An 18,195-nucleotide genomic window follows, 5' to 3' on the forward strand; every position below is an offset into this window, starting at 1 on the left:
TTCCACTTAAAAAAAGTTCCTTACCCCCTTTGGTCCATCACCCGATGAACTTTATTTTCAGAGTGTATGCAAAAGGAGATGAATAAAAGTTAGGTATCAACAAGAATTTGCGTAGAATAGTTATACCACTGGTTCCGTAAATCCAATTGCCACATTTAGAAGGTCAATACTCATTTCTGTATCTGGTCATAATTACCTTGAACAAATCAGCAGAGCTAGGTGGAGTATATGATATGGCGTTCGCACCGGCCTCTATGCATTTTGAAATGGTCTCGTCCATTTTGCCGCCGGTAGCCAATATGGCTATGTCAGCATCAATGTCCCTTATCCTTTTTACAATATCCGGGGTCTTTTCTGCGCCAGAAACATTGAGAATATCTACCCCTGAAGCAATCCGCCCTCTGATGTCATCTTTCTCAGATACAATAGTTATAAGTACGGGAATATCGACTTTCTCTTTAAGCTTTCCTATAAGTTCATTGGGAGTAGGCTTGTTCAAAACGACACCTAATGCACCCTGAAATTCGGCATGAATGGCCAATTCAATCGATCTATCGCCCGAGGTGAGTCCGCCACCAACTCCGCAAAAAATTGGTTTGTCCGCTGCAAGGATGAGCGATTGTGATATCATGGGCTGCGGCGTAAAGGGGTAAACGGCTATAACGGCATTGGCGTTAGTATTGCGAATAATGGCTACATCTGTTGAAAACAAAAAGGATTTTAATAATTGACCAAAAACACGGATTCCGCTGCATTTATTAATTGCTTCTGGAACGATTACAATATTGTTCCTGAGCCTGCTTCCAAAGGTTGGTGTTTCCATTCTAATTTTATCAGATATACGTAAAATGAGCCTCTAAGGACTTTCCATGGAAGCACCATCAAATATTGGCAAACCACTAGAAAAACTTAGATTGACAATCTATCTCCAAATTATAGGACACTTCCTGTTTGGATTAAAACCTTTGCTCTAAAATCATCAAAATCTTTGCAGAATTTTTCAAAACGGATGTTTAAAGTCTCATGCCGCTCCACATGAACCTTATTTTTTAGGAGATGCTCCGTTGAGGCCAGTTTCGTTAGGGTGACCTGGTAACTATCCAATTCTGCCTTGAAATCTGCAAGGAAGTCCGCTTTAATCCTGATCATTTTCTTAAACAGTTCCCTTTTTTCTCTCATCGTATGGGTCAACACCTTTCCAAATGCCTCCGAAGCCAACAACCTTTCCAAGAAAACAATTTCATTTTCCATATGTTTAACACGGGTTTTCCAACGTCTTAAATCGTACTTAAAATCCGAAAGGATTTCATCAAAAGTTTCATCTTGCAGATTCATATTATTTTTTGTTATTAATCCGAGATTTCCCCTCAATGGGAATACCCTTTTATTTCTTAACCAACTTTATATACTCCCTAAAATGTAATCTACCCATAAAAAGCCTAGTAGAATTGTCAACAATCTTCTTTGCAATTTCATTTGAATAACCTAGCCATGTAGCATATCCTATCATCAACTTCTGCTCATGGGCATTCATATAGTGGTATTTATAGACCAAACTGAACAGCTTATATATCCGTTCCAGCTTTTCTTCTTCATTTTTTGGAGTGAGAGGGACAAATTTTTTAGGATTGGCCAGGATAAGAATATAATCCTCCGGTCTTATACCCAGCTTCTCCGAAAATCTTTTGATTATTTTTCCTTCCTCAGGATTGACCGAGCCATTGTCGGTTATCATTTTAACAATGGCGGCCAAATGGCCTACCTTGTTTTTGTATTCCTTTGAATCAAAAAAACTAACAATTTCCATATTTCTTATTTAATCGGTGAATTTGGTAAGCAGAAGGTCAAGTACGTCAACGAGAATCAATATTATGATTACCCATTCCAGCCGGCTATTCTCGCGATGAAAGGTCATGTCCTTAAAGAGTTCCAGATTGTCCTTAATGATATCTATTTGATGGTGGATATTTCTGTACCTGTTTTTAAGATCAAAGGTGATTTTAAGGTCATGGTCCAGTCTGTTTAGGATTTCATCCTCCCATGTGGCCTCCGGTGAATCAAATATATAGAGGTTCTCCGAAATCTTATTCTTAACGTTCAGTACGCGGCCGATATATTTTTTGAGCTTTGCCCCACTAATACTCAATCGACCATTTATTTCCAAATTGGCAGTATGTTTTTCGGTATCGGCAAGAATTTCGGAGGTTATTCTCGCATATCGGTTCAGTGCAACGGATTGGGATACGTACAGCATGATCAAACGAATTGAATCAATACTGAACAAGGTGAGGTTCACCTTATCAAAGGTCACTTTATTCTCCTTTTTATCCATACAGACCTCTATTTTTTCTATTAGATGGCTATTTAAAGGATTCTTACAGCATGAGAGAACTTCCTTGATCACTTTTGCCCTTTCCTCAGCATCGGCGTTATAAGTACATACCACACCATACTTAAATATATGCACAAACTCACCCTTATACCGTTCAAAAAAAAGTTCATCATGGTCCGAATATAGTAGCTTGCCCTTGAAGGTTGATCTACAACAAGGTATTGAAACTGCCTCGGCAATCTGATGGGCATAGGCAAAATACCTAGATGATACTGGCAGTTTTCTTACTCCTGTGGCTATCAAATCCAATGTTGTTTTCATAATAAGTAAGTTTTAAATTGATGTTGGGTGACTTCGATAATAATGTACAGGGGAGGAATCATTACCTCATTAATTCTTTGCCTTTAGATGTTTATGAGGGCTATTTGGTGGTTATAAGGTTATTTATAAAAATGGTGTCTATTCTCAAAATCACTTAGTGGCAATGGTCTTGTCATCGTCTTCACATTGAAGTATGGTATTAGGACCATTTCTCATTTGGAGACTTTTACTATTTCCATACTGTCCATTTTGGATATGGATAGTTTTCTCTATTTCGGTTTTCATTTCTGAAAACTTAGGGTATTGATCTTCTTTTCTTGGTATCAAAATGGCCGTCATTCCCTCCCGCTCTTTAGTTGATGATAAATCAGAGACCTCTAATACTTTTGACACATATATAGAAGCGACAAGTGCAGTGAACAAAAAAATTGACTTTTTCATGTCCAAACATTTAGTAGGATTTTAAATGAATTCCGCCGAAATTTAAATCACCTCAAGATCAGTCGTTTATAGCGGTAATTTGGTTATTAGTCCGCATGTGATATCCAAGAAAGTTCTTTTACACCAGGCTTTTTGTTGCGTTTATGTTTCCAAAAGAATCACAATCTGCAATGTACTCTGAATAGGGCTCTTACTCCATAAAGGCAATGGGCATGTACCTTAAAACAGCACCTCATCATGGTGGCAATTGATAAAAAATCAATGGATTCCAAGAGATTGCTTTTCCCTTGGTATTTGATATGCACTTTTGAAGATCATCGTTAAGATTCGGTTTCTTTATCCTAAGAACGCTTTTGAAATAGATCTCCTTGTATCCCAAAGCCCGAATCCAAAAAACAGGTTTCATCGGGAGAACGGTCTTTTTTGTATACTTCTGACCACTCAAATTCCAAACTAAAGGTAATGCAAATTCGAACGCAAAGAATTCTTTTATGTTAAATTTAGGAGAAATTCAAATTATTGATTATCAGAATATTTATTACGTAATTTTCTTTTTTGAATCTTGAATGCCATGAGGACAGAGACAAGCTTAAGTCATACAAAATTAACGCATACTACCAATTAAATTTAACCAGTTGTTTTTTTCATATAATGGTCTTGGGTTTCTTCCTGAAACTAATTAGTTAAGGAGCCAAAACAAATGACACCAACTGAATTTTGCTAAAAAAAAAATTTGATGTATCCTTTTTTTCGCTTCCTTTGAATTTTGATTTAAGAGCCTATTCTACAATTAAAGGCCATTAATATGAAAAATAGGGTTTATGAGGATTGAGAATTCCAATTCTAAACTTTCGATTCTCAATTAACCTTAGCTCATTTAGTGTATCTTCCCATTTTGGTTTTATATGAAAATTCGTGAAAAATAAAAAGAAGGACCAACTGGCACTTTCCAAAAACGGATTGCCACTTTCCCAGAAAAAAATATTGTTTGTCTCACGCTGGGGTGAAATCTTGGATGTGGCCCTTGCTGTAAAAAATGAGGGCCATCATGTAAAGCTGTTCATTGAGGAAAGGTCATGTCGTGAAATCGGCTATGGTTTTGTCCAAAAATCTGCAGATTGGAGGAAGCATATAGCTTGGGCGGATTACATTGTATTCGACTATACAGGATATGGTGAAGAATGCGAGAAATTAAGGACCGAGGGAAAATTGGTCTTTGGGGGTTCCTCTTATACAGATAGTCTTGAATTGGACCGTAATTTTGGTCAAGTAGAGCTTAAAAGGCACAAAATAAAGACTTTAGCGTCTAAAGATTTTTACTCTTTTTCTGATGCCATAGCCTATATCCAGACCCACCCGAATGCATACGTACTCAAACCCTCGGGCATTACCCAAGAACTTAAGCAGTTATTGTTTGTTGGCAATGATGACCGTGGCTTGGACGTAATCCGAATGCTCTTTGCCTACGAGAAATCGTGGGGTGATCGTTTTGGCACTTTTCAGTTACAAAATAAGGTTAAGGGCGTTGAGGTTTCTATTGGGGCTTACTTTAACGGAAGTAAGTTTTTACAACCTGTGAATATAACTTTTGAGCACAAAAAACTGTTTCCTAAAGAACTGGGGGTTTCCACTGGGGAAATGGGCACCAGTATGTTCTGGACATTGGACTCCCCATTGTTCCAAAAGACATTGAAACCATTTGAAAGTACTTTGGCCCAGAAGAATTTTAGGGGACATATCGATGTAAACTGTATCGTCAACGGAAATGGGATTTATCCTCTGGAGTTCACTTCTAGGTTTGGATTCCCCCAAGTTTTTATTCAGCGGGCAGGTCTTTCTGAACCTATAAGCGCGCTGTTAATGGGTGTTGCAGAAGGGACCAAAAACCAAATCCAAGTAAAAAAAGGGTTCCAGGTGGGTGCATATATTGTGGTACCCCCATTTCCATATGATGATAAAAAGACCTTTGAGCTTTTTTCAAAAGATGCTGTAATAGTGTTTAAAAAGGATCAGAAAGAAGGCGTGCATCCTATGCATGTAAAAATGGTGAACGAACAATGGCTCATTACGGGGAATACCGGAATTGCGGTCTTGGTGACCGGTACCGGGATTACCATGCGTGACGCCCAGCGAAATATGTATAACAGAATGAAGAATGTCATTGTCAACAATGGATACTACCGTACCGATATTGGGGACCGATGGTTGGAAGATTCAGATAAATTATGGTCATGGGGTCTATTATAGATTTATGCCAAAACAATAGGCAATTTCTAAAGTGGCAAGGTCCATTGGATCAATTCTTGGCGGCAATGCCAGAAGAATGGCACTGGGATTTCTTCATTTACATGGATAATGCTAAGGACTGTATAGAGCTATTCGCCATAACAGTGGATGACCAAATTGTGTCAGGAGGAATGGTATTTAAAGGGCTGCCCCCTGAAATGAAAATTTTTGAGAGGGAAGTGGAACATTACCCAGAAAACGGTTATTTATATATTGGATTTCTATTTGTAGTACCAGAATATAGGGGACAGGATATAGGTAGCACTTGGCTGGAATGTATTAGAGCCCTGTATGGTGAAAAAGGATTCTGGCTTACTGTTGAAGAACCTGGCTTAGTTGGGTTTTATGAAAAAAACGGATTCAAATGGACCAGCACCCTAAAACGGGGACCTATTATCGAAGAGCTATTGATATTGGAACCATTGAAGCATATGGGGGTTGAAAAAGCCACTTGTTAATAAGTTCTTTATTTCTTAGTAAGATTATTGGCATGAAGAAAAAATCAACTTCTGGAAAAACCATGGTCCAATCTTGCCCAACTTATCACTGAAAATCAGTTTGGCAAAACGGTAGGTCACGTTCCCAGGTATTTCAAAAAATAGGCCATCAGGATACTAACTATCAAACCTATGTTCACCTTGGCAAAATCCTTTCCAATGACCCTATAGGCAGATTTCATTTCCTTTTTCTTCAAAGAATAGTTGAGGGCCAATTCCCTACCGGCCAAAATACCTACGAAGGCCCAGGTAGTGCTCATGGGAACATTCGTAAAGTTCCCAAAGCCCATTAGAAGAAGGCCGTAGCACAGGTCGATAATTGTAGCGGATCGTATATTTTGTGTGTTCATTTTCTTGCTTACCACCTCTTGGATTCTTCCCCCTCTATTTCTAAATGTATAGGCCATCAAGCCCAAAATCACCAGTAAGGAAATCAATAGTTCGTTCAGGTCAAGTCTTCTGGGCAAGAAGACAAAAATATTGGCAAAATCCTGGATGAGCCATTGTGTCCAAAGAAATGCTGTGGAAATCCATTGCGCCGCCAACCAAAACCTTTTTCGTTTTTTGATATCCATGAGACGTAACGAAGCCTTGGATTCAAGGGTCCTTGCAAGAACGATATATAGAAGGAATGCTAGAACAAAGGCCAGAACATATCCCATGAGCGATTTCAAGAGCATCTTTTCGATCACCTGCGTTGAGGAAAAGACACTTAAAATCATGAAGGTGGTACTAACAGGAATGCCGTATCGGGTAATAATCAATAAAGACAACGGTGCAATCAGATACCACCAATGCAATTGTTCCGGAAGGGGAATCTGGTCCAATCTACCAAAGGAAACGTCCCCGTTATATTGTACATAGCCCACAACCAGGGTAATCAGCAAAATTATACCGGCAAATCCCCACAGAACATACCAAGGTCGCTTATGGTTTGAAGACAGGAAGGTACCCAACGTCTGAATGATATCATTGCCAATTACGGCATAGGCGGCAATGAGAAAGCCCAAATAACCAACAATAGCATCCATAGTTCAAATTTGATACAAAGTAAATAAACACTGGAATGTCAAATTTTTTCTACCCTATATTCTAAAAACAATTAACAATTCCTTAACGAAAGATAATCTACCTTTAACTCAAATTTCGGGTCAGGTGGGTTTCATTAAACTCCTTTTGTTTGTGCACGTTCTGTGGACATTTAACCAACAATGCCCCACTCTTCATTTTTCTAAAAATACAAAGGATTTTAAGCCAAAATATGAATACGCGCATGAGAGGTCGCAGCATTTTACGTACCAATTGCATGATTCCCATTTAGTAAGTTTACCAAGTCAAGCAAGCCACAAGCCAAAGATCGAGTTCAAATACTCCGTAAATACCTCAATTGTTTTTTCATTCTTTTCTGAAAAAGTAAAAAAGCCGTTAAAAACGGTAAAGGCAATAAGTGTCTTTTACGAAAGACAACTACTTTATCCCTTCCATAGTTTTCCTTGACGTAGCAATCCTTGTACTACACAAGAAGCTTATACAAAAGGATTTTTAACATTTATATAATTCAAAACAAAAACTATGGACTTTTCAATGGGCCTTGTGTCCGCAATCGTAACGGCCTCGATTTTTATGCCGTTCTTCTATGCCGCCTATTTGGGCAAGCAACAACAGAAAATAATAAACAAAGTATTCAAACAAGAGATTGATCTTTTTGGATACTCTTTCGATGACCTTGAACAATGGCGAAACAATTTGATTGGTTGGGACAACACCCATTCAATTTTGGTGTATATGCGCTATTCCTCAAATGTTTTGGATAAACAGGAAATACTAATTTCCAAAATAGTGGATTGCAATGTTTTGGTTGAAGATAGGAAAGTACGAAGAAATGGAAAGATAGATTCCACCCTTCTAAAAGTTGACCTAAGACTTGAAATATCAAAGAGAAAAGAAAATGTAATATTTCTTAACTTCTATGATTGTTATGGCAACTACATGGAAGACCATGAGATCGCTAGGGCAGAAAAGTGGAAGAAACTGATCCTGAGAAATTGCACACCACAAAGGCCCTTAAAATCCGCAGCCTAAAACTTTTCATTATCTCTTAATATGACAATACCTTTGGTTATCATCATCTTTATAGTTGGGTATCTTCTTATTGCCTTGGAGCATAAAATTCATGTTAATAAAGCGGCCACTGCCTTGTTCATCGGCGTAGTTTTATGGGTCATTTTGGCTCTAAATGTAGAAAGTTCTACGGTCTTCAGTGATTTAGCGCATCACTTTGAACAAATAGCGGAAATCCTATTTTTTCTTTTGGGTGCCATGACCATTGTAGAACTGATCGATGTGCACCATGGGTTTGAAATCGTTCAAAACTTCATTCGTACTAAAAGCAGGATTTATCTTCTATGGATTTTGGCCTTTGTGACTTTCTTTCTTTCCGCAGTACTCGATAACATGACTACCACCATAGTAATGGTTGCATTATTGAAAAAGCTATTCTCCAAGACGGATGATCGGTGGTTTTTCGCTGGCTTTGTAATTATTGCAGCGAATGCAGGTGGTGCCTGGTCCCCCATCGGGGATGTCACCACTATTATGCTATGGAATGCCAATTATGTCAGTTCCTTTGAAATCTTAAAGACAGTATTTCTACCAAGCTTGGCATCACTACTTCTGCCTTTGATATTCACGGGCTTTTCAGGTTCCAAGGTCTTTCATGGAACTCTGGAGGCTGATAACCGCCAGATTAATTCTATCAATTCAAAGGATGGTAAATTTATATTGATACTGGGGGTGCTGTTACTTTTGTTTGTTCCTGTTTTTAAAAGCTATACCCACTTGCCACCATTTATGGGAATGTTGTTTGCCCTATCGATATTATGGTTGGTCACCGAGGTTTTACATCGAAAAAAGGATAAAGAGACCCAACGCCAATATTCGGTTGCTGAAACACTAAGGCGAATAGACACGCCTAGTGTGTTGTTCTTTCTGGGAATCTTATTAGCGGTTTCATCGCTTGAATCCCTTGGGGTTTTGGAAAGTTTTGGAAAATCGATGGAGCAAAACTTTGGTAATTTTTATGTCTCCAATGCATTTCTTGGCCTTTTATCAGCTGTTATTGACAACGTTCCCCTGGTTGCGGGCGCCATGGGCATGTATTTATTTGATGTGTATCCTCCCGACCACGCTTTTTGGACTTTTCTCGCCTATTGCGCCGGTACGGGCGGAAGTACGTTGATTATTGGTTCGGCAGCAGGGGTGGCTGCAATGGGCCTTTTGAACATAGACTTTCTATGGTACGTTAAACGGTTTTCGCTCTTAGCCCTGATGGGATATGTGGCCGGCATTTTGGTATATCTCATCCAATGACTAAGAAAGATTTACATAAGGTGACCCCAGGGGCACTTTTGGTCACCTTGGGAATCGTTAAAAACAAAAAAATACGTTGAAACAACTTCTCAGAAAAAAACTTTGGCGCAGCTCCAGGCAGAATCGAAGCAATCATACCTAAAAAGGTCTTTGGCAGTTTTTGACCTGACCTTGCTCGGTATCGGTGCCATTATCGGCACGGGAATTATTGTACTTACCGGGGAGGCCGCTGCAGGTACCGAACATGCCATGGGCGCTGGCCCCGCGCTTACCATTTCATTTGTGATCACCGGCCTGGCCTGTCTATTCGCGGCACTTTGTTATGCAGAATTTGCTTCGATGATTCCGGTATCAGGTAGTGCCTATACCTATGCCTACAACTCATTCGGCTAACTGATTGCCTGGATCATCGGTTGGGATTTGGTATTGGAATAATCCGTTGGCAATGTAGCCGTTGCCATTGGTTGGTCAGGCTACTTTAAGAATTTATTGGATGGTTTTGGCCTTTACCTTCCTGGTTGGATTATTGCCCCTACAGGCACGAATATGATACAACTGCCATCTGTTGCATGGACAGAGATGACTCCAGATCTTATTTCGAAATTTGGGGAAATTGTAAACACCATGCCCCAGGTTACATCAATCCTTAATCTACCCGCTTTGGTAGTCACAATTGCTGTTACTCTACTACTTTACATTGGTATCAAAGAATCGGCCAAGGTCAATGCAACCTTGGTCATTGTCAAATTGGTGTTGATCGGGCTCTTTCTCTGGTTCGGCCTTCCCCATTTTAATCCCTCTGAGCATTGGAAAGATTTTGCACCCAATGGCTGGCAGGGCATTATGACAGGTGCAGCTCCAAGGCTTTCGGTTCGAATTTCAAGGGCAAAGCTTTAAGGGCAGTGAAATCAACCGGAATATGTCCATGGCCGGAATTGGTAGGGAATTGACACAATACAACACCCCACAGAAAATCGTTTCGACAAAGAACACCATCAAAATATTGGACAAAGTGGTGCCGGTTCCCGAAAAGCTCTTAGCATCCTTTGTTAAAAAGGCAATCAGAAAATCCATCGACATTGGAATGGGCATTTAAATTTAAAGTGATATGAACAAACTTGAAACCATCACACAACTATTGGTAAACGAGCTGACCGACTTTGATAAGAACGTACAACAATTAAGCGACCAAATGGAAAGGGCTGAATCTCTTCGGGTTAAATTCGATGTGGCACCTATTAAAGGTTTAATCTTACAGTTGGAAGAATTGAGCAAACGTGAAAAGGAAAGAAGTGAACACTACCTGGACCGTTTGAAACGTAACCTAAAACAGGCCAAAATCTATCCGAAATGGACGGTTGTCACCTTCATGGTATTCTATGGAATTTCATTATCAACCGGGTTCTATGCCTACATGTTAAAATCAGATATGGAGAATGAAAAAAATGAGGCTTTTTTGCAGGGTGAAAGAAATGGAATAATGCATTTAGAACAGTTTTTAAAAGAAACACCTGGTGCAACTAAACTTTACGACGAATGGCGCATTCATAAAAGCAAAAAGTAGATTATCGTGAAAATCCGAATAGAAAGCTATTCTCATTTTACTACCGTACTTGGTTTTTCGTAGTATTTTTTCCGCAACCAAAATGCCACCCGTACTAATAAAATCAATGCGGGAACTTCAACCAAAGGACCGATAACACCTGCAAACGCTTGTCCTGAGTTAAGCCCAAAGACCGCAATAGCAACCGCAATAGCCAGTTCAAAGTTATTTCCTGCTGCGGTGAAGGCTACCGATGCTGTTTTGTCATACTCCGCACCCATCGCTTTAGTAAAGAAAAAGCCGATAATGAACATCACCGTAAAATAGACTAACAATGGAATCGCAATGATGACTACATCCATTGGTATTTCAACAATCAGTTCACCTTTAAGTGAAAACATTACTATAATAGTAAACAATAACGCAATAAGGGTTAAGGGTGAAATGGTAGGTATAAATTTTTTGGTGTACCATTCTTCTCCTTTTAGTTTCACCAAAACCAATCTGCTTAAAATACCCATCAAGAATGGAATACCTAAATAGATAGCAACACTTTCTGCAATTGTTGCAATTGAAATATCTACAATAGCTCCTTCAAACCCATATAATGGTGGTAGCTTGGTTATAAACAACCAAGCATAAAAACTATAGGCAAAAACTTGAAAAATGCTGTTTAAGGCAACTAAACCTGCACCGTATTCACTATTTCCTTCGGCTAGGTCGTTCCATACCAAAACCATCGCAATGCAACGTGCCAACCCAATAAGGATTAACCCAACCATATATTCAGGATAATCACGTAAAAAGGTAATTGCCAAGATGAACATTAAAACTGGACCAATAACCCAGTTAAGAATTAAGGAAATGGAAAGTATTTTTACATTTTTGAATACTTTGGGCAGTAAGGCATAATTTACTTTAGCCAAAGGCGGATACATCATAATAATTAAGCCGATTGCAATTGGAATGTTGGTTGTACCTGAACTAAAGCTATTAATGACATTAGGAACGCTTGGGATAAAATATCCTAAACCTACTCCTAAAGCCATTGCAATAAATATCCATAAGGTTAGATTTTTATCTAAAAAACTTAATTTTTTTGCCGCCATAGTTATGCTTTTATTTGAGAGAATATGTAATACATTTCGGTTGCAATTTGCTCACTACGTTCTATATACTTTTGAGCTTGTTGTGGTGTATTGTCGAATGCTTTTGGATCTTCAAACATAATTGGGATGCGCTTTTCTGCTCCTGGAACAAAAGGACAGGCTTCGCTGGCGGAATCGCAGGTCATAATGGCAATAAAGGCTGATTTTGGGTTAAAGTCATCATCCAGTTTTTTAGAAAATCCAATTACGGGCAGTTCATTTTCAGCATATTTTATAGCATACACGGAATTGTTGGTGTCTGAAAGTTTTAGGATTTCAAACCCTTGTTTTTTTAACGTTTCTGCCACCATAGGAAAAAAGGCTGTTGCTTCCGTACCTCCCGAATAACATGTTACCTTATTAATATTGAAATACGATGCCAATGTTTGCGCCCAAACTTGGGATAAATGGCTTCTACGCGAATTATGCGTACAGATGAAGTTGATTCGGATTTCTTGACCTCCCAAAACTTTTGATTGTATAATATCTACTAGCGGTTGTAAAATTGCTTTTCGCTCTTCGGAAATGGTCGCGGGATCTAAATTCTTGATTGTCTTTTCAATTTCCGGAAACACGGTTGACTGCTTTGTCATCATTTTTTGGTTCTATATATTGGTTAACAGCAGTTTCCATCTGGGGTACAACAAGGTTCTGCGTCCACTACTGGTAAGTTGAATTTTGGATTTTCGGTATGGATGCCACATTTATCCCTAGCAAGACAATCGGTCTGCTTGGAAGTGAGCAGGAAATATTTACCATCGAATTCCAGACCAAACTTCCCTATGGTCTCCCCTTGGTATTCTACCTCAATTTCCAAATCTTCAATACCTAAAACTTTTTCTGAAAGTTCAATGATATTGAGTAGTTTTTCCGGATGTATCCTATGGTCATAATCATCAGCGTTCCAAAGTTGAAAATTGGCAACTTCCTCATTACGTACAGTCCCGCCACAGTCTATAAAGTGTTTGGTAATCCTGCCAACTTCAGTAACGTGAAAATGGCTGGGGACTAAATCGCCATTGGGTAGCTTAAAAGCAATTCTGTCCAATTGGGTAAGCTGTTCTTTAATTTGTGATAGTTTCATAATTCCTTTTGTTTTTGTGATTGGGTCAAATAATCGATTCTAGAAGCTACGTAGAGCATTTCTTTGGCTATGGTTTCAGGAGAATCTAGGGGAACATATACTTGCATTGGATCATCCCCCATTTCCAAATTATCTTCTACGAAAACCTTTAAACTTTTTTCCAAATTTCTAAGGGAACTTAAGTCCTTATAGTATACATTCCAACTATCGGACCCAAAATTGATAGTATATGAGTATAGCTTCTTGTCGCTCGCATTACTTACCTTGAAGCCATGCTGTTTAAGCGTTGCCAACGCATGTAAGGGCTCGTTTGCAACCTTGATTCCAGCAGATTGAATGTTGTAACCCCCAAGCTCATACTTTATTAAACCCGTTTTCAGCCAAATAGCAGCGAGTTGGCTCTTTGTTTTGTTATTGCTGTCTATGAAAACAAGGCCCGTGTTTTCATTAACCCTGTTTTCCTTATAAATCCTTGAGGCCAATTGGTCAAGCTAAATTTTCCTTTCCTGTTCTATACTGGAAAAACTTGTTTCAATGGGAACTATCGATTTCAAGATCTTAATTCTTAGTTTTTGAGAATGTAGTGCTTGCTGAGAGAGAATCAGCATTATAGACATGACTAAAATTCCTTTGGTTTTCATAATGACATTAATCTATTTGTTTATTGCAATAAAACGATTAATTGATGTAAATTTTTTTAGCAGCAGTCTTCATTCTCGGGAAGGTCCTGGTTTAGAAAATCCTCCATAACTGATTTCATCGCCGTCCAATTATCCTTGTCGATACAATAGCATACACTTGTTCCCTCGACATTGCCCTTGACCAATCCCAAGTTCCTCAGCTCCTTAAGGTGTTGTGATATCGTTGGCTGGGCCAAACCAATTTCATCGACCAGACTCCCGCAGTAACAACTGTCCATTTTGAACAATTGTTGCAGAATAGCAACACGCGCCGGATGCCCAAAGGCCTTGGCGAATATCGCAATTTGATTCTGGTGATCAGTGAATATTTCTGTTTTGGCGAGTCCCATTCCTATTATTTAATTGCAATATTACAATTAATAATCATCTCCCACATCAATTTTAACATAATTTACCAGGCATATAGCAAAATTTTAAATTTTTCAGAAACGTCCCTTTGTTGTTTCTTTATATTCATCCAGTGGATTGACAATTTTCAGGGCAGAACGTATTGAAAAAGTTAGATTCAGATGGAGGCTAAACTCATTTCGGATAGTCTTATAAACACTAGTTGTTTTTTAAATTTGACTAGTGGGACGTCGAGAAAAGTAGAAATCAAAAAGTGCCGATAATGCTTCCTTAAACGAAATTATAAAATGGATAGGGTCTTATGTGTGGATATCATCTTTTAGTACCAGATTCTTCTTTTAATCCATCATTTTAATCCCGACCTTTACCTTATAGCCTACAAACAAGTAAGAATGAATTCGGTAGAAGCCAAACTAAAGGAGCGAGTAAAGGAACTTACCTGTCTTTATGAGGTAACATCCATAATCGTGAATTCCGACTATGATCAGTTGGAAGCATCTCTAGAGGCGATTACCTATTGCCTAAAAAGAGGTTGGCAATTTGTAGAAGATACCGAGGCCCACATAAAGGTCAACGGATACGAAGCCCAGACAGAGGGTTATGGTTCCGATAGGGTAAGCCTGAGTGCCGATATCAAGATTTTTAATTCCGTGGAAGGTCAAGTTACGGTCGGGTATCCATCATCAAAATATACATTGGAAGATTTTTTGGAAGAGGAGCGGACCTTATTGCACAATGTCAGCCTTGCAGTGGGGAACCTTATGGAGCGCAAGCAGATTCGTGACAACGAGATTGCCACCCGAAAGCAAATGGAGCGGGCCGACCGTTTGCATATACTGGGAGAGATAACCGCAGGAATAGCCCATGAACTCAATACGCCTTTGGCAAACATTCTTGGCTTTGCAGAATTATTACAAGAAAGCATTGTAGACCCAGATACTTCCCGTGATCTTCAAAAAATCATGGATAATGCCATTTTTAGCCGTGAAATAGTCAAAAAACTGATGTTTTTTGCCTGTGAGATGCCTCGTGAAATGAGTTCGATTGAATTGGTCCCAGCAATCGAAAACGTACTTAAACTATTGAAGCCCCAATTAAGGGCAAAGAAAATAGAAATCAGTACCTCCTTCGACGACAGAACCTTAAGGCTAAGAGCTGATACGGTCCAATTGACCCAAGTATTGTTCAATCTAATCATGAACGCCGTTTTTTATTCTCCAGAGAAAGGGCGTATCCTAGTACAAGTTCTTCATTATGAAGGGAAAATCAGAATACGCATTGCCGACGAGGGATCGGGTATACCAGCAGAAAACGCTGATAAGGTCTTTGAACCTTTTTTTACTACCAAGCCAGTAGGTGAAGGTTCTGGCCTTGGTCTTAGTGTAGTACACGGTATCATTACCAGCCATAAAGGCACCATTTCCCATAGTCCCAATGAACCAAAGGGAACCGTTTTTACCATTGATTTTCCTAAATTGTAAATATGGCATTGCGAAAGGAAAATATATTGATTGTAGACGATGACATTGACATCCTAGAACTATTGCAACGACACCTAAAGTCAATGGACTACCATACCTTCAAGGCCATATCGGTCAAGGAAGCCTTGTTTATCCTAAAGGATACGGAAATCGATTTACTGATTACCGATATTCAAATGCCGGAAGTCGACGGACTGCAATTATTGAAATATGCCAATGAGCACCATCCTGATATGCCCAAGTTGGTCGTTACGGGCTATCCTTCCGTAGACGGGGTGTTGGAGGTCATCAAGTCGGGAGCGATGGACTATCTTACCAAACCCTTTACCAAAGCAGAGCTAAAAGATAGTCTTGCCAAGGCATTTGCCCATAGACCCAAAAAAACACCTCCAAAGCCAAAACCGGAAAATATTGACAATAATAAGTATGCGGACATGGTGGGTGAATCAGATGCCTTCCATAATGTGACCAATATTGTCGAACGGGTCAAGGATAACAAGGCCACAATACTGATTAGGGGAGAGAGTGGTACAGGAAAGGAACTTGTTGCCAGGGCCATTCATTATTCTGGTAAATATTCCCGTGCGCCCTTTATTGCCGTGAACTGTGGAGCGATTCCCGAAAACCTCCAGGAGGCGGAACTTTTCGGTTACAAAAAAGGGGCGTTCACAGGGGCCAATGAAGACCGAAATGGCTTCTTTCAGGCCGCCGAGGGCGGTACGTTATTTTTGGATGAGATCGGCACAGCTTCACTGACCGTGCAAACAAAACTATTGAGGGCTTTACAGGAAAAGGAGATTACAAAAGTAGGGTCACAGAAAGCGCAAAAAGTGGATATTCGCATTATAGCCGCTACCAATGCAGATCTAATAGAGGAAATTAAAAAGAATACCTTTCGTGAAGATCTGTATTATCGCCTAACGGTAGTCGAAATCAATGTGCCGCCGTTGCGTGAACGCAAATCCGATATTCCGCTTTTGGTAGAGAAATTTTTGAGAAAATATGGGGTCGAGTACAAGGATCGCTTATTGCGAATCGCACCCGAAGCACTTCAGGTATTGGAACGCTATTACTGGCCGGGCAATATCAGGGAACTGGAGAATATCATACAACGGGCCATTATTATGTCAGATGGCATTATAGGGGTAAAAGACCTTCCGGATTTATTGAAATATCAGATAGAGTTTCCCGAAAGGGGCTTCGTACCATTAAGGGAAATGGAAAAAGAATACGTAAAGAGAGTATTGGCACACACCCAGGGCAACAAAAGTAAAGCCGCCGAAATTCTTCAAATAGACCGCAAGACATTACGTGATAAACTTTCTTAATAGTGTTCGGTTTTTCCCCAACTGGGGAATTTTTCCTCACTTTTAAAAATCCCTCTTTAAAAAAAATCAATTTTATATACCTGATATTCAGTTATATGATTTTTTTGGCACGGCTGTTTCTATTTAGGGGCATAGCGTTTGCCTTTTAATGTGTGAATTTAATCAGTAACCTTTAAAAGTAAATAGTTATGATAAAGTATGTATTTGCCCTCATGTTTTCAGTAAGTGTGTTGAACGCTCAAGTGAGCGATGAACAAACAAGGATAGACGTTAAAGTAGGTGATGTATTTGAGATAGGGAAACCCGAAACCAACAAATACAAGCACATTGAATTTCCTAGAGCAAATTTCATCATTAAGAGAGGCGGTATCGCCAATTACAAGAGTGTATTGGGAGAGAAAGTCGTTGTAAGCTCTATTAAAGAAAAAAGGAACGGCACCACAGAAGTAAGGATAAAGAAAGTCGACGGCCACCGCTTTTTTGGAAGCCATCCTTCCGTTACCGTCGATATTGACGAAGCCCTCAATTCTGGTGAGTTGATGACAAAATAATCATTTTGGTTGGTTGATGGGATCCACCTGTTCAGGTTACTCGAGTGGGAATAGCCGTCAGGTGGATTTTTTATCTGGGGAAAATCTTATTCACGTATCTAAATAGATGTAAGAAACTTAAAATAGAGACCATGTTCGCGAAGCTTTCCATACCCCAACGGTTACATGCAGGGCTTATCCTTGTTATGGCGTTCCTTCTGGTACTAGGTTCCAACCGATTGGACAAAAAACATTTTGAAACGGTACAGAATACCGTAAACTCCGTCTACAAAGACCGAGTGATGGTACAGGATTTCATATATCAACTGAACAACATTTTTCATACTAAAGAGCTTGAACTGACCAGAACAGGACAGTTTACCATGGACGACCATCAAAATGGAAAGATAAGACAGTTGTTGGACGATTTTGCAATGACCGAGCTTACTGCCAAAGAGTCCAATCTATTGTATGATCTTGATAATACCTATCAAACCTTGATCAAGGTAAAAGAAACCGATAACGGTATGGCAATAGAAAAAACGGCACTGGTCAGTAAACAGTTTGATGAAATTCAAACAAAGTTGGATGGTTTGGCCCAAATTCAATTGAACGAAAGCGGTCAATTGACCCAACTTTCCAACAAGTCCTTGGGCATGAACTCGCTAATGTCAAATTTGGAAATCGCCTTTTTGATAGTAATTGGGATATTGATGCTGGCACTCATATTTTATCCGGGTAAAAGCCCCATATACTAAAATCAAATTGTGGATAATGGAATCAAGA

At 39.4% G+C, this 18,195-nt stretch carries 23 protein-coding genes; 12 read left to right on the plus strand and 11 right to left on the minus strand.

Annotation, left to right across the window (positions count from 1 at the left end):
- Positions 1-163: 163 nt before the first annotated feature.
- From F0361_RS15855 to F0361_RS15875, 5 genes are all read right to left on the minus strand, one after another.
- Complete coding sequence (locus F0361_RS15855) at positions 164-823, minus strand: beta/alpha barrel domain-containing protein (protein ID WP_154920084.1); 660 nt, start codon at positions 821-823, stop codon at positions 164-166.
- Positions 824-933: 110 nt separating this feature from the next.
- The gene (locus F0361_RS15860; protein WP_154920086.1) at positions 934-1,335 is read right to left on the minus strand and encodes a hypothetical protein; all 402 of its coding nucleotides are present in this window, start codon (positions 1,333-1,335) and stop codon (positions 934-936) included.
- A 49-nt stretch (positions 1,336-1,384) separates the two neighbouring features.
- Complete coding sequence (locus F0361_RS15865; protein WP_154920088.1) at positions 1,385-1,807, minus strand: hypothetical protein; 423 nt, start codon at positions 1,805-1,807, stop codon at positions 1,385-1,387.
- 9 nt (positions 1,808-1,816) lie between these two features.
- Positions 1,817-2,653, minus strand: coding sequence for an RMD1 family protein (locus F0361_RS15870; RefSeq protein ID WP_154920090.1), 837 nt, complete (start codon positions 2,651-2,653; stop codon positions 1,817-1,819).
- A 150-nt stretch (positions 2,654-2,803) separates the two neighbouring features.
- Positions 2,804-3,094 (minus strand): hypothetical protein, encoded by a 291-nt coding sequence (locus F0361_RS15875; protein WP_154920092.1) that lies wholly within the window; start codon positions 3,092-3,094, stop codon positions 2,804-2,806.
- A gap of 915 nt (positions 3,095-4,009) precedes the next feature.
- On the opposite strand from F0361_RS15875, the gene F0361_RS15880 reads away from it, so the two are divergent.
- Entirely contained in the window at positions 4,010-5,341 is a 1,332-nt protein-coding gene (locus tag F0361_RS15880; RefSeq protein WP_246160916.1) for a phosphoribosylamine--glycine ligase, read from the plus strand.
- Entirely contained in the window at positions 5,326-5,838 is a 513-nt protein-coding gene (locus F0361_RS15885) for a GNAT family N-acetyltransferase (RefSeq protein ID WP_161598251.1), read from the plus strand. Before F0361_RS15880 ends, F0361_RS15885 begins: the two co-directional genes overlap by 16 nt.
- Positions 5,839-5,954: 116 nt before the next feature.
- On the opposite strand, the gene F0361_RS15890 is transcribed toward F0361_RS15885, so the two are convergent.
- A complete protein-coding gene (locus tag F0361_RS15890) occupies positions 5,955-6,908 on the minus strand; it encodes a hypothetical protein (protein ID WP_154920096.1) in 954 nt (317 codons plus the stop codon).
- A gap of 541 nt (positions 6,909-7,449) precedes the next feature.
- On the opposite strand from F0361_RS15890, the gene F0361_RS15895 reads away from it, so the two are divergent.
- From F0361_RS15895 to F0361_RS15915, 6 genes are all read left to right on the plus strand, one after another.
- Positions 7,450-7,959: a hypothetical protein gene (locus F0361_RS15895; RefSeq protein WP_154920098.1), complete on the plus strand. Its 510-nt coding sequence runs from the start codon at positions 7,450-7,452 to the stop codon at positions 7,957-7,959.
- A 21-nt stretch (positions 7,960-7,980) separates the two neighbouring features.
- Positions 7,981-9,246 carry a sodium:proton antiporter NhaD gene (gene nhaD, locus F0361_RS15900; RefSeq protein ID WP_154920100.1) on the plus strand — a complete coding sequence of 422 codons (1,266 nt, stop codon included), beginning with the start codon at positions 7,981-7,983 and terminating at the stop codon, positions 9,244-9,246.
- Between the two features lie 102 nt (positions 9,247-9,348).
- Complete coding sequence (locus tag F0361_RS15905; protein WP_154920102.1) at positions 9,349-9,639, plus strand: amino acid permease; 291 nt, start codon at positions 9,349-9,351, stop codon at positions 9,637-9,639.
- Positions 9,640-9,792: 153 nt separating this feature from the next.
- Positions 9,793-10,143 (plus strand): amino acid permease, encoded by a 351-nt coding sequence (locus F0361_RS15910; protein ID WP_154920104.1) that lies wholly within the window; start codon positions 9,793-9,795, stop codon positions 10,141-10,143.
- A 28-nt stretch (positions 10,144-10,171) separates the two neighbouring features.
- Positions 10,172-10,342 (plus strand): hypothetical protein, encoded by a 171-nt coding sequence (locus F0361_RS18750; RefSeq protein ID WP_161598252.1) that lies wholly within the window; start codon positions 10,172-10,174, stop codon positions 10,340-10,342.
- Between the two features lie 12 nt (positions 10,343-10,354).
- Complete coding sequence (locus tag F0361_RS15915) at positions 10,355-10,810, plus strand: DUF6730 family protein (protein WP_154920106.1); 456 nt, start codon at positions 10,355-10,357, stop codon at positions 10,808-10,810.
- Between the two features lie 32 nt (positions 10,811-10,842).
- Here F0361_RS15915 and arsB read toward each other — a convergent pair whose 3' ends face one another.
- From arsB to F0361_RS15940, 5 genes are all read right to left on the minus strand, one after another.
- The gene (arsB, locus tag F0361_RS15920; RefSeq protein WP_154920108.1) at positions 10,843-11,898 is read right to left on the minus strand and encodes an ACR3 family arsenite efflux transporter; all 1,056 of its coding nucleotides are present in this window, start codon (positions 11,896-11,898) and stop codon (positions 10,843-10,845) included.
- A gap of 2 nt (positions 11,899-11,900) precedes the next feature.
- On the minus strand, positions 11,901-12,533 hold the full coding sequence (locus F0361_RS15925; protein ID WP_154920110.1) for an arsenate-mycothiol transferase ArsC: 633 nt from the start codon (positions 12,531-12,533) through the stop codon (positions 11,901-11,903).
- A gap of 20 nt (positions 12,534-12,553) precedes the next feature.
- A complete protein-coding gene (locus F0361_RS15930; protein ID WP_154920112.1) occupies positions 12,554-13,021 on the minus strand; it encodes a DUF6428 family protein in 468 nt (155 codons plus the stop codon).
- Positions 13,018-13,503 (minus strand): hypothetical protein, encoded by a 486-nt coding sequence (locus F0361_RS15935; RefSeq protein WP_154920114.1) that lies wholly within the window; start codon positions 13,501-13,503, stop codon positions 13,018-13,020. The genes F0361_RS15930 and F0361_RS15935 overlap by 4 nt, the downstream gene beginning before the upstream one ends.
- A gap of 215 nt (positions 13,504-13,718) precedes the next feature.
- A complete protein-coding gene (locus tag F0361_RS15940; RefSeq protein ID WP_154920116.1) occupies positions 13,719-14,051 on the minus strand; it encodes an ArsR/SmtB family transcription factor in 333 nt (110 codons plus the stop codon).
- Between the two features lie 411 nt (positions 14,052-14,462).
- Between F0361_RS15940 and F0361_RS15945 the strand changes: the two genes are divergently transcribed.
- The 4 genes from F0361_RS15945 (at position 14,463) to F0361_RS15960 (ending at position 18,167) form a co-directional block, all read left to right on the plus strand.
- The gene (locus F0361_RS15945) at positions 14,463-15,551 is read left to right on the plus strand and encodes a sensor histidine kinase (RefSeq protein WP_154920118.1); all 1,089 of its coding nucleotides are present in this window, start codon (positions 14,463-14,465) and stop codon (positions 15,549-15,551) included.
- A gap of 2 nt (positions 15,552-15,553) precedes the next feature.
- Entirely contained in the window at positions 15,554-16,879 is a 1,326-nt protein-coding gene (locus F0361_RS15950; protein WP_154920121.1) for a sigma-54-dependent transcriptional regulator, read from the plus strand.
- Positions 16,880-17,067: 188 nt separating this feature from the next.
- A complete protein-coding gene (locus tag F0361_RS15955) occupies positions 17,068-17,430 on the plus strand; it encodes a hypothetical protein (RefSeq protein ID WP_154920123.1) in 363 nt (120 codons plus the stop codon).
- 131 nt (positions 17,431-17,561) lie between these two features.
- A complete protein-coding gene (locus tag F0361_RS15960; protein WP_154920125.1) occupies positions 17,562-18,167 on the plus strand; it encodes a hypothetical protein in 606 nt (201 codons plus the stop codon).
- Positions 18,168-18,195: the final 28 nt, after the last annotated feature.

This window comes from Maribacter flavus (assembly GCF_008386635.1).
GTDB classification, from domain to species: Bacteria; Bacteroidota; Bacteroidia; order Flavobacteriales; family Flavobacteriaceae; genus Maribacter; species Maribacter flavus.

Coding starts and splice junctions, on each gene's coding strand:
- F0361_RS15885 (WP_161598251.1), top strand. CDS start 5,326: ATGGGGTCTATTATAGATTTATGCCAAAACAATAGGCAATTTCTAAAG.
- F0361_RS15895 (WP_154920098.1), top strand. CDS start 7,450: ATGGACTTTTCAATGGGCCTTGTGTCCGCAATCGTAACGGCCTCGATT.
- F0361_RS15860 (WP_154920086.1), bottom strand. CDS start 1,335: ATGAATCTGCAAGATGAAACTTTTGATGAAATCCTTTCGGATTTTAAG.
- F0361_RS15865 (WP_154920088.1), bottom strand. CDS start 1,807: ATGGAAATTGTTAGTTTTTTTGATTCAAAGGAATACAAAAACAAGGTA.
- F0361_RS18750 (WP_161598252.1), top strand. CDS start 10,172: ATGGCCGGAATTGGTAGGGAATTGACACAATACAACACCCCACAGAAA.
- F0361_RS15875 (WP_154920092.1), bottom strand. CDS start 3,094: ATGAAAAAGTCAATTTTTTTGTTCACTGCACTTGTCGCTTCTATATAT.
- F0361_RS15925 (WP_154920110.1), bottom strand. CDS start 12,533: ATGATGACAAAGCAGTCAACCGTGTTTCCGGAAATTGAAAAGACAATC.
- F0361_RS15955 (WP_154920123.1), top strand. CDS start 17,068: ATGATAAAGTATGTATTTGCCCTCATGTTTTCAGTAAGTGTGTTGAAC.
- F0361_RS15945 (WP_154920118.1), top strand. CDS start 14,463: ATGAATTCGGTAGAAGCCAAACTAAAGGAGCGAGTAAAGGAACTTACC.
- F0361_RS15940 (WP_154920116.1), bottom strand. CDS start 14,051: ATGGGACTCGCCAAAACAGAAATATTCACTGATCACCAGAATCAAATT.
- F0361_RS15930 (WP_154920112.1), bottom strand. CDS start 13,021: ATGAAACTATCACAAATTAAAGAACAGCTTACCCAATTGGACAGAATT.
- arsB (WP_154920108.1), bottom strand. CDS start 11,898: ATGGCGGCAAAAAAATTAAGTTTTTTAGATAAAAATCTAACCTTATGG.
- F0361_RS15910 (WP_154920104.1), top strand. CDS start 9,793: ATGATACAACTGCCATCTGTTGCATGGACAGAGATGACTCCAGATCTT.
- F0361_RS15950 (WP_154920121.1), top strand. CDS start 15,554: ATGGCATTGCGAAAGGAAAATATATTGATTGTAGACGATGACATTGAC.
- F0361_RS15870 (WP_154920090.1), bottom strand. CDS start 2,653: ATGAAAACAACATTGGATTTGATAGCCACAGGAGTAAGAAAACTGCCA.
- F0361_RS15960 (WP_154920125.1), top strand. CDS start 17,562: ATGTTCGCGAAGCTTTCCATACCCCAACGGTTACATGCAGGGCTTATC.
- F0361_RS15890 (WP_154920096.1), bottom strand. CDS start 6,908: ATGGATGCTATTGTTGGTTATTTGGGCTTTCTCATTGCCGCCTATGCC.
- F0361_RS15855 (WP_154920084.1), bottom strand. CDS start 823: ATGGAAACACCAACCTTTGGAAGCAGGCTCAGGAACAATATTGTAATC.
- nhaD (WP_154920100.1), top strand. CDS start 7,981: ATGACAATACCTTTGGTTATCATCATCTTTATAGTTGGGTATCTTCTT.
- F0361_RS15915 (WP_154920106.1), top strand. CDS start 10,355: ATGAACAAACTTGAAACCATCACACAACTATTGGTAAACGAGCTGACC.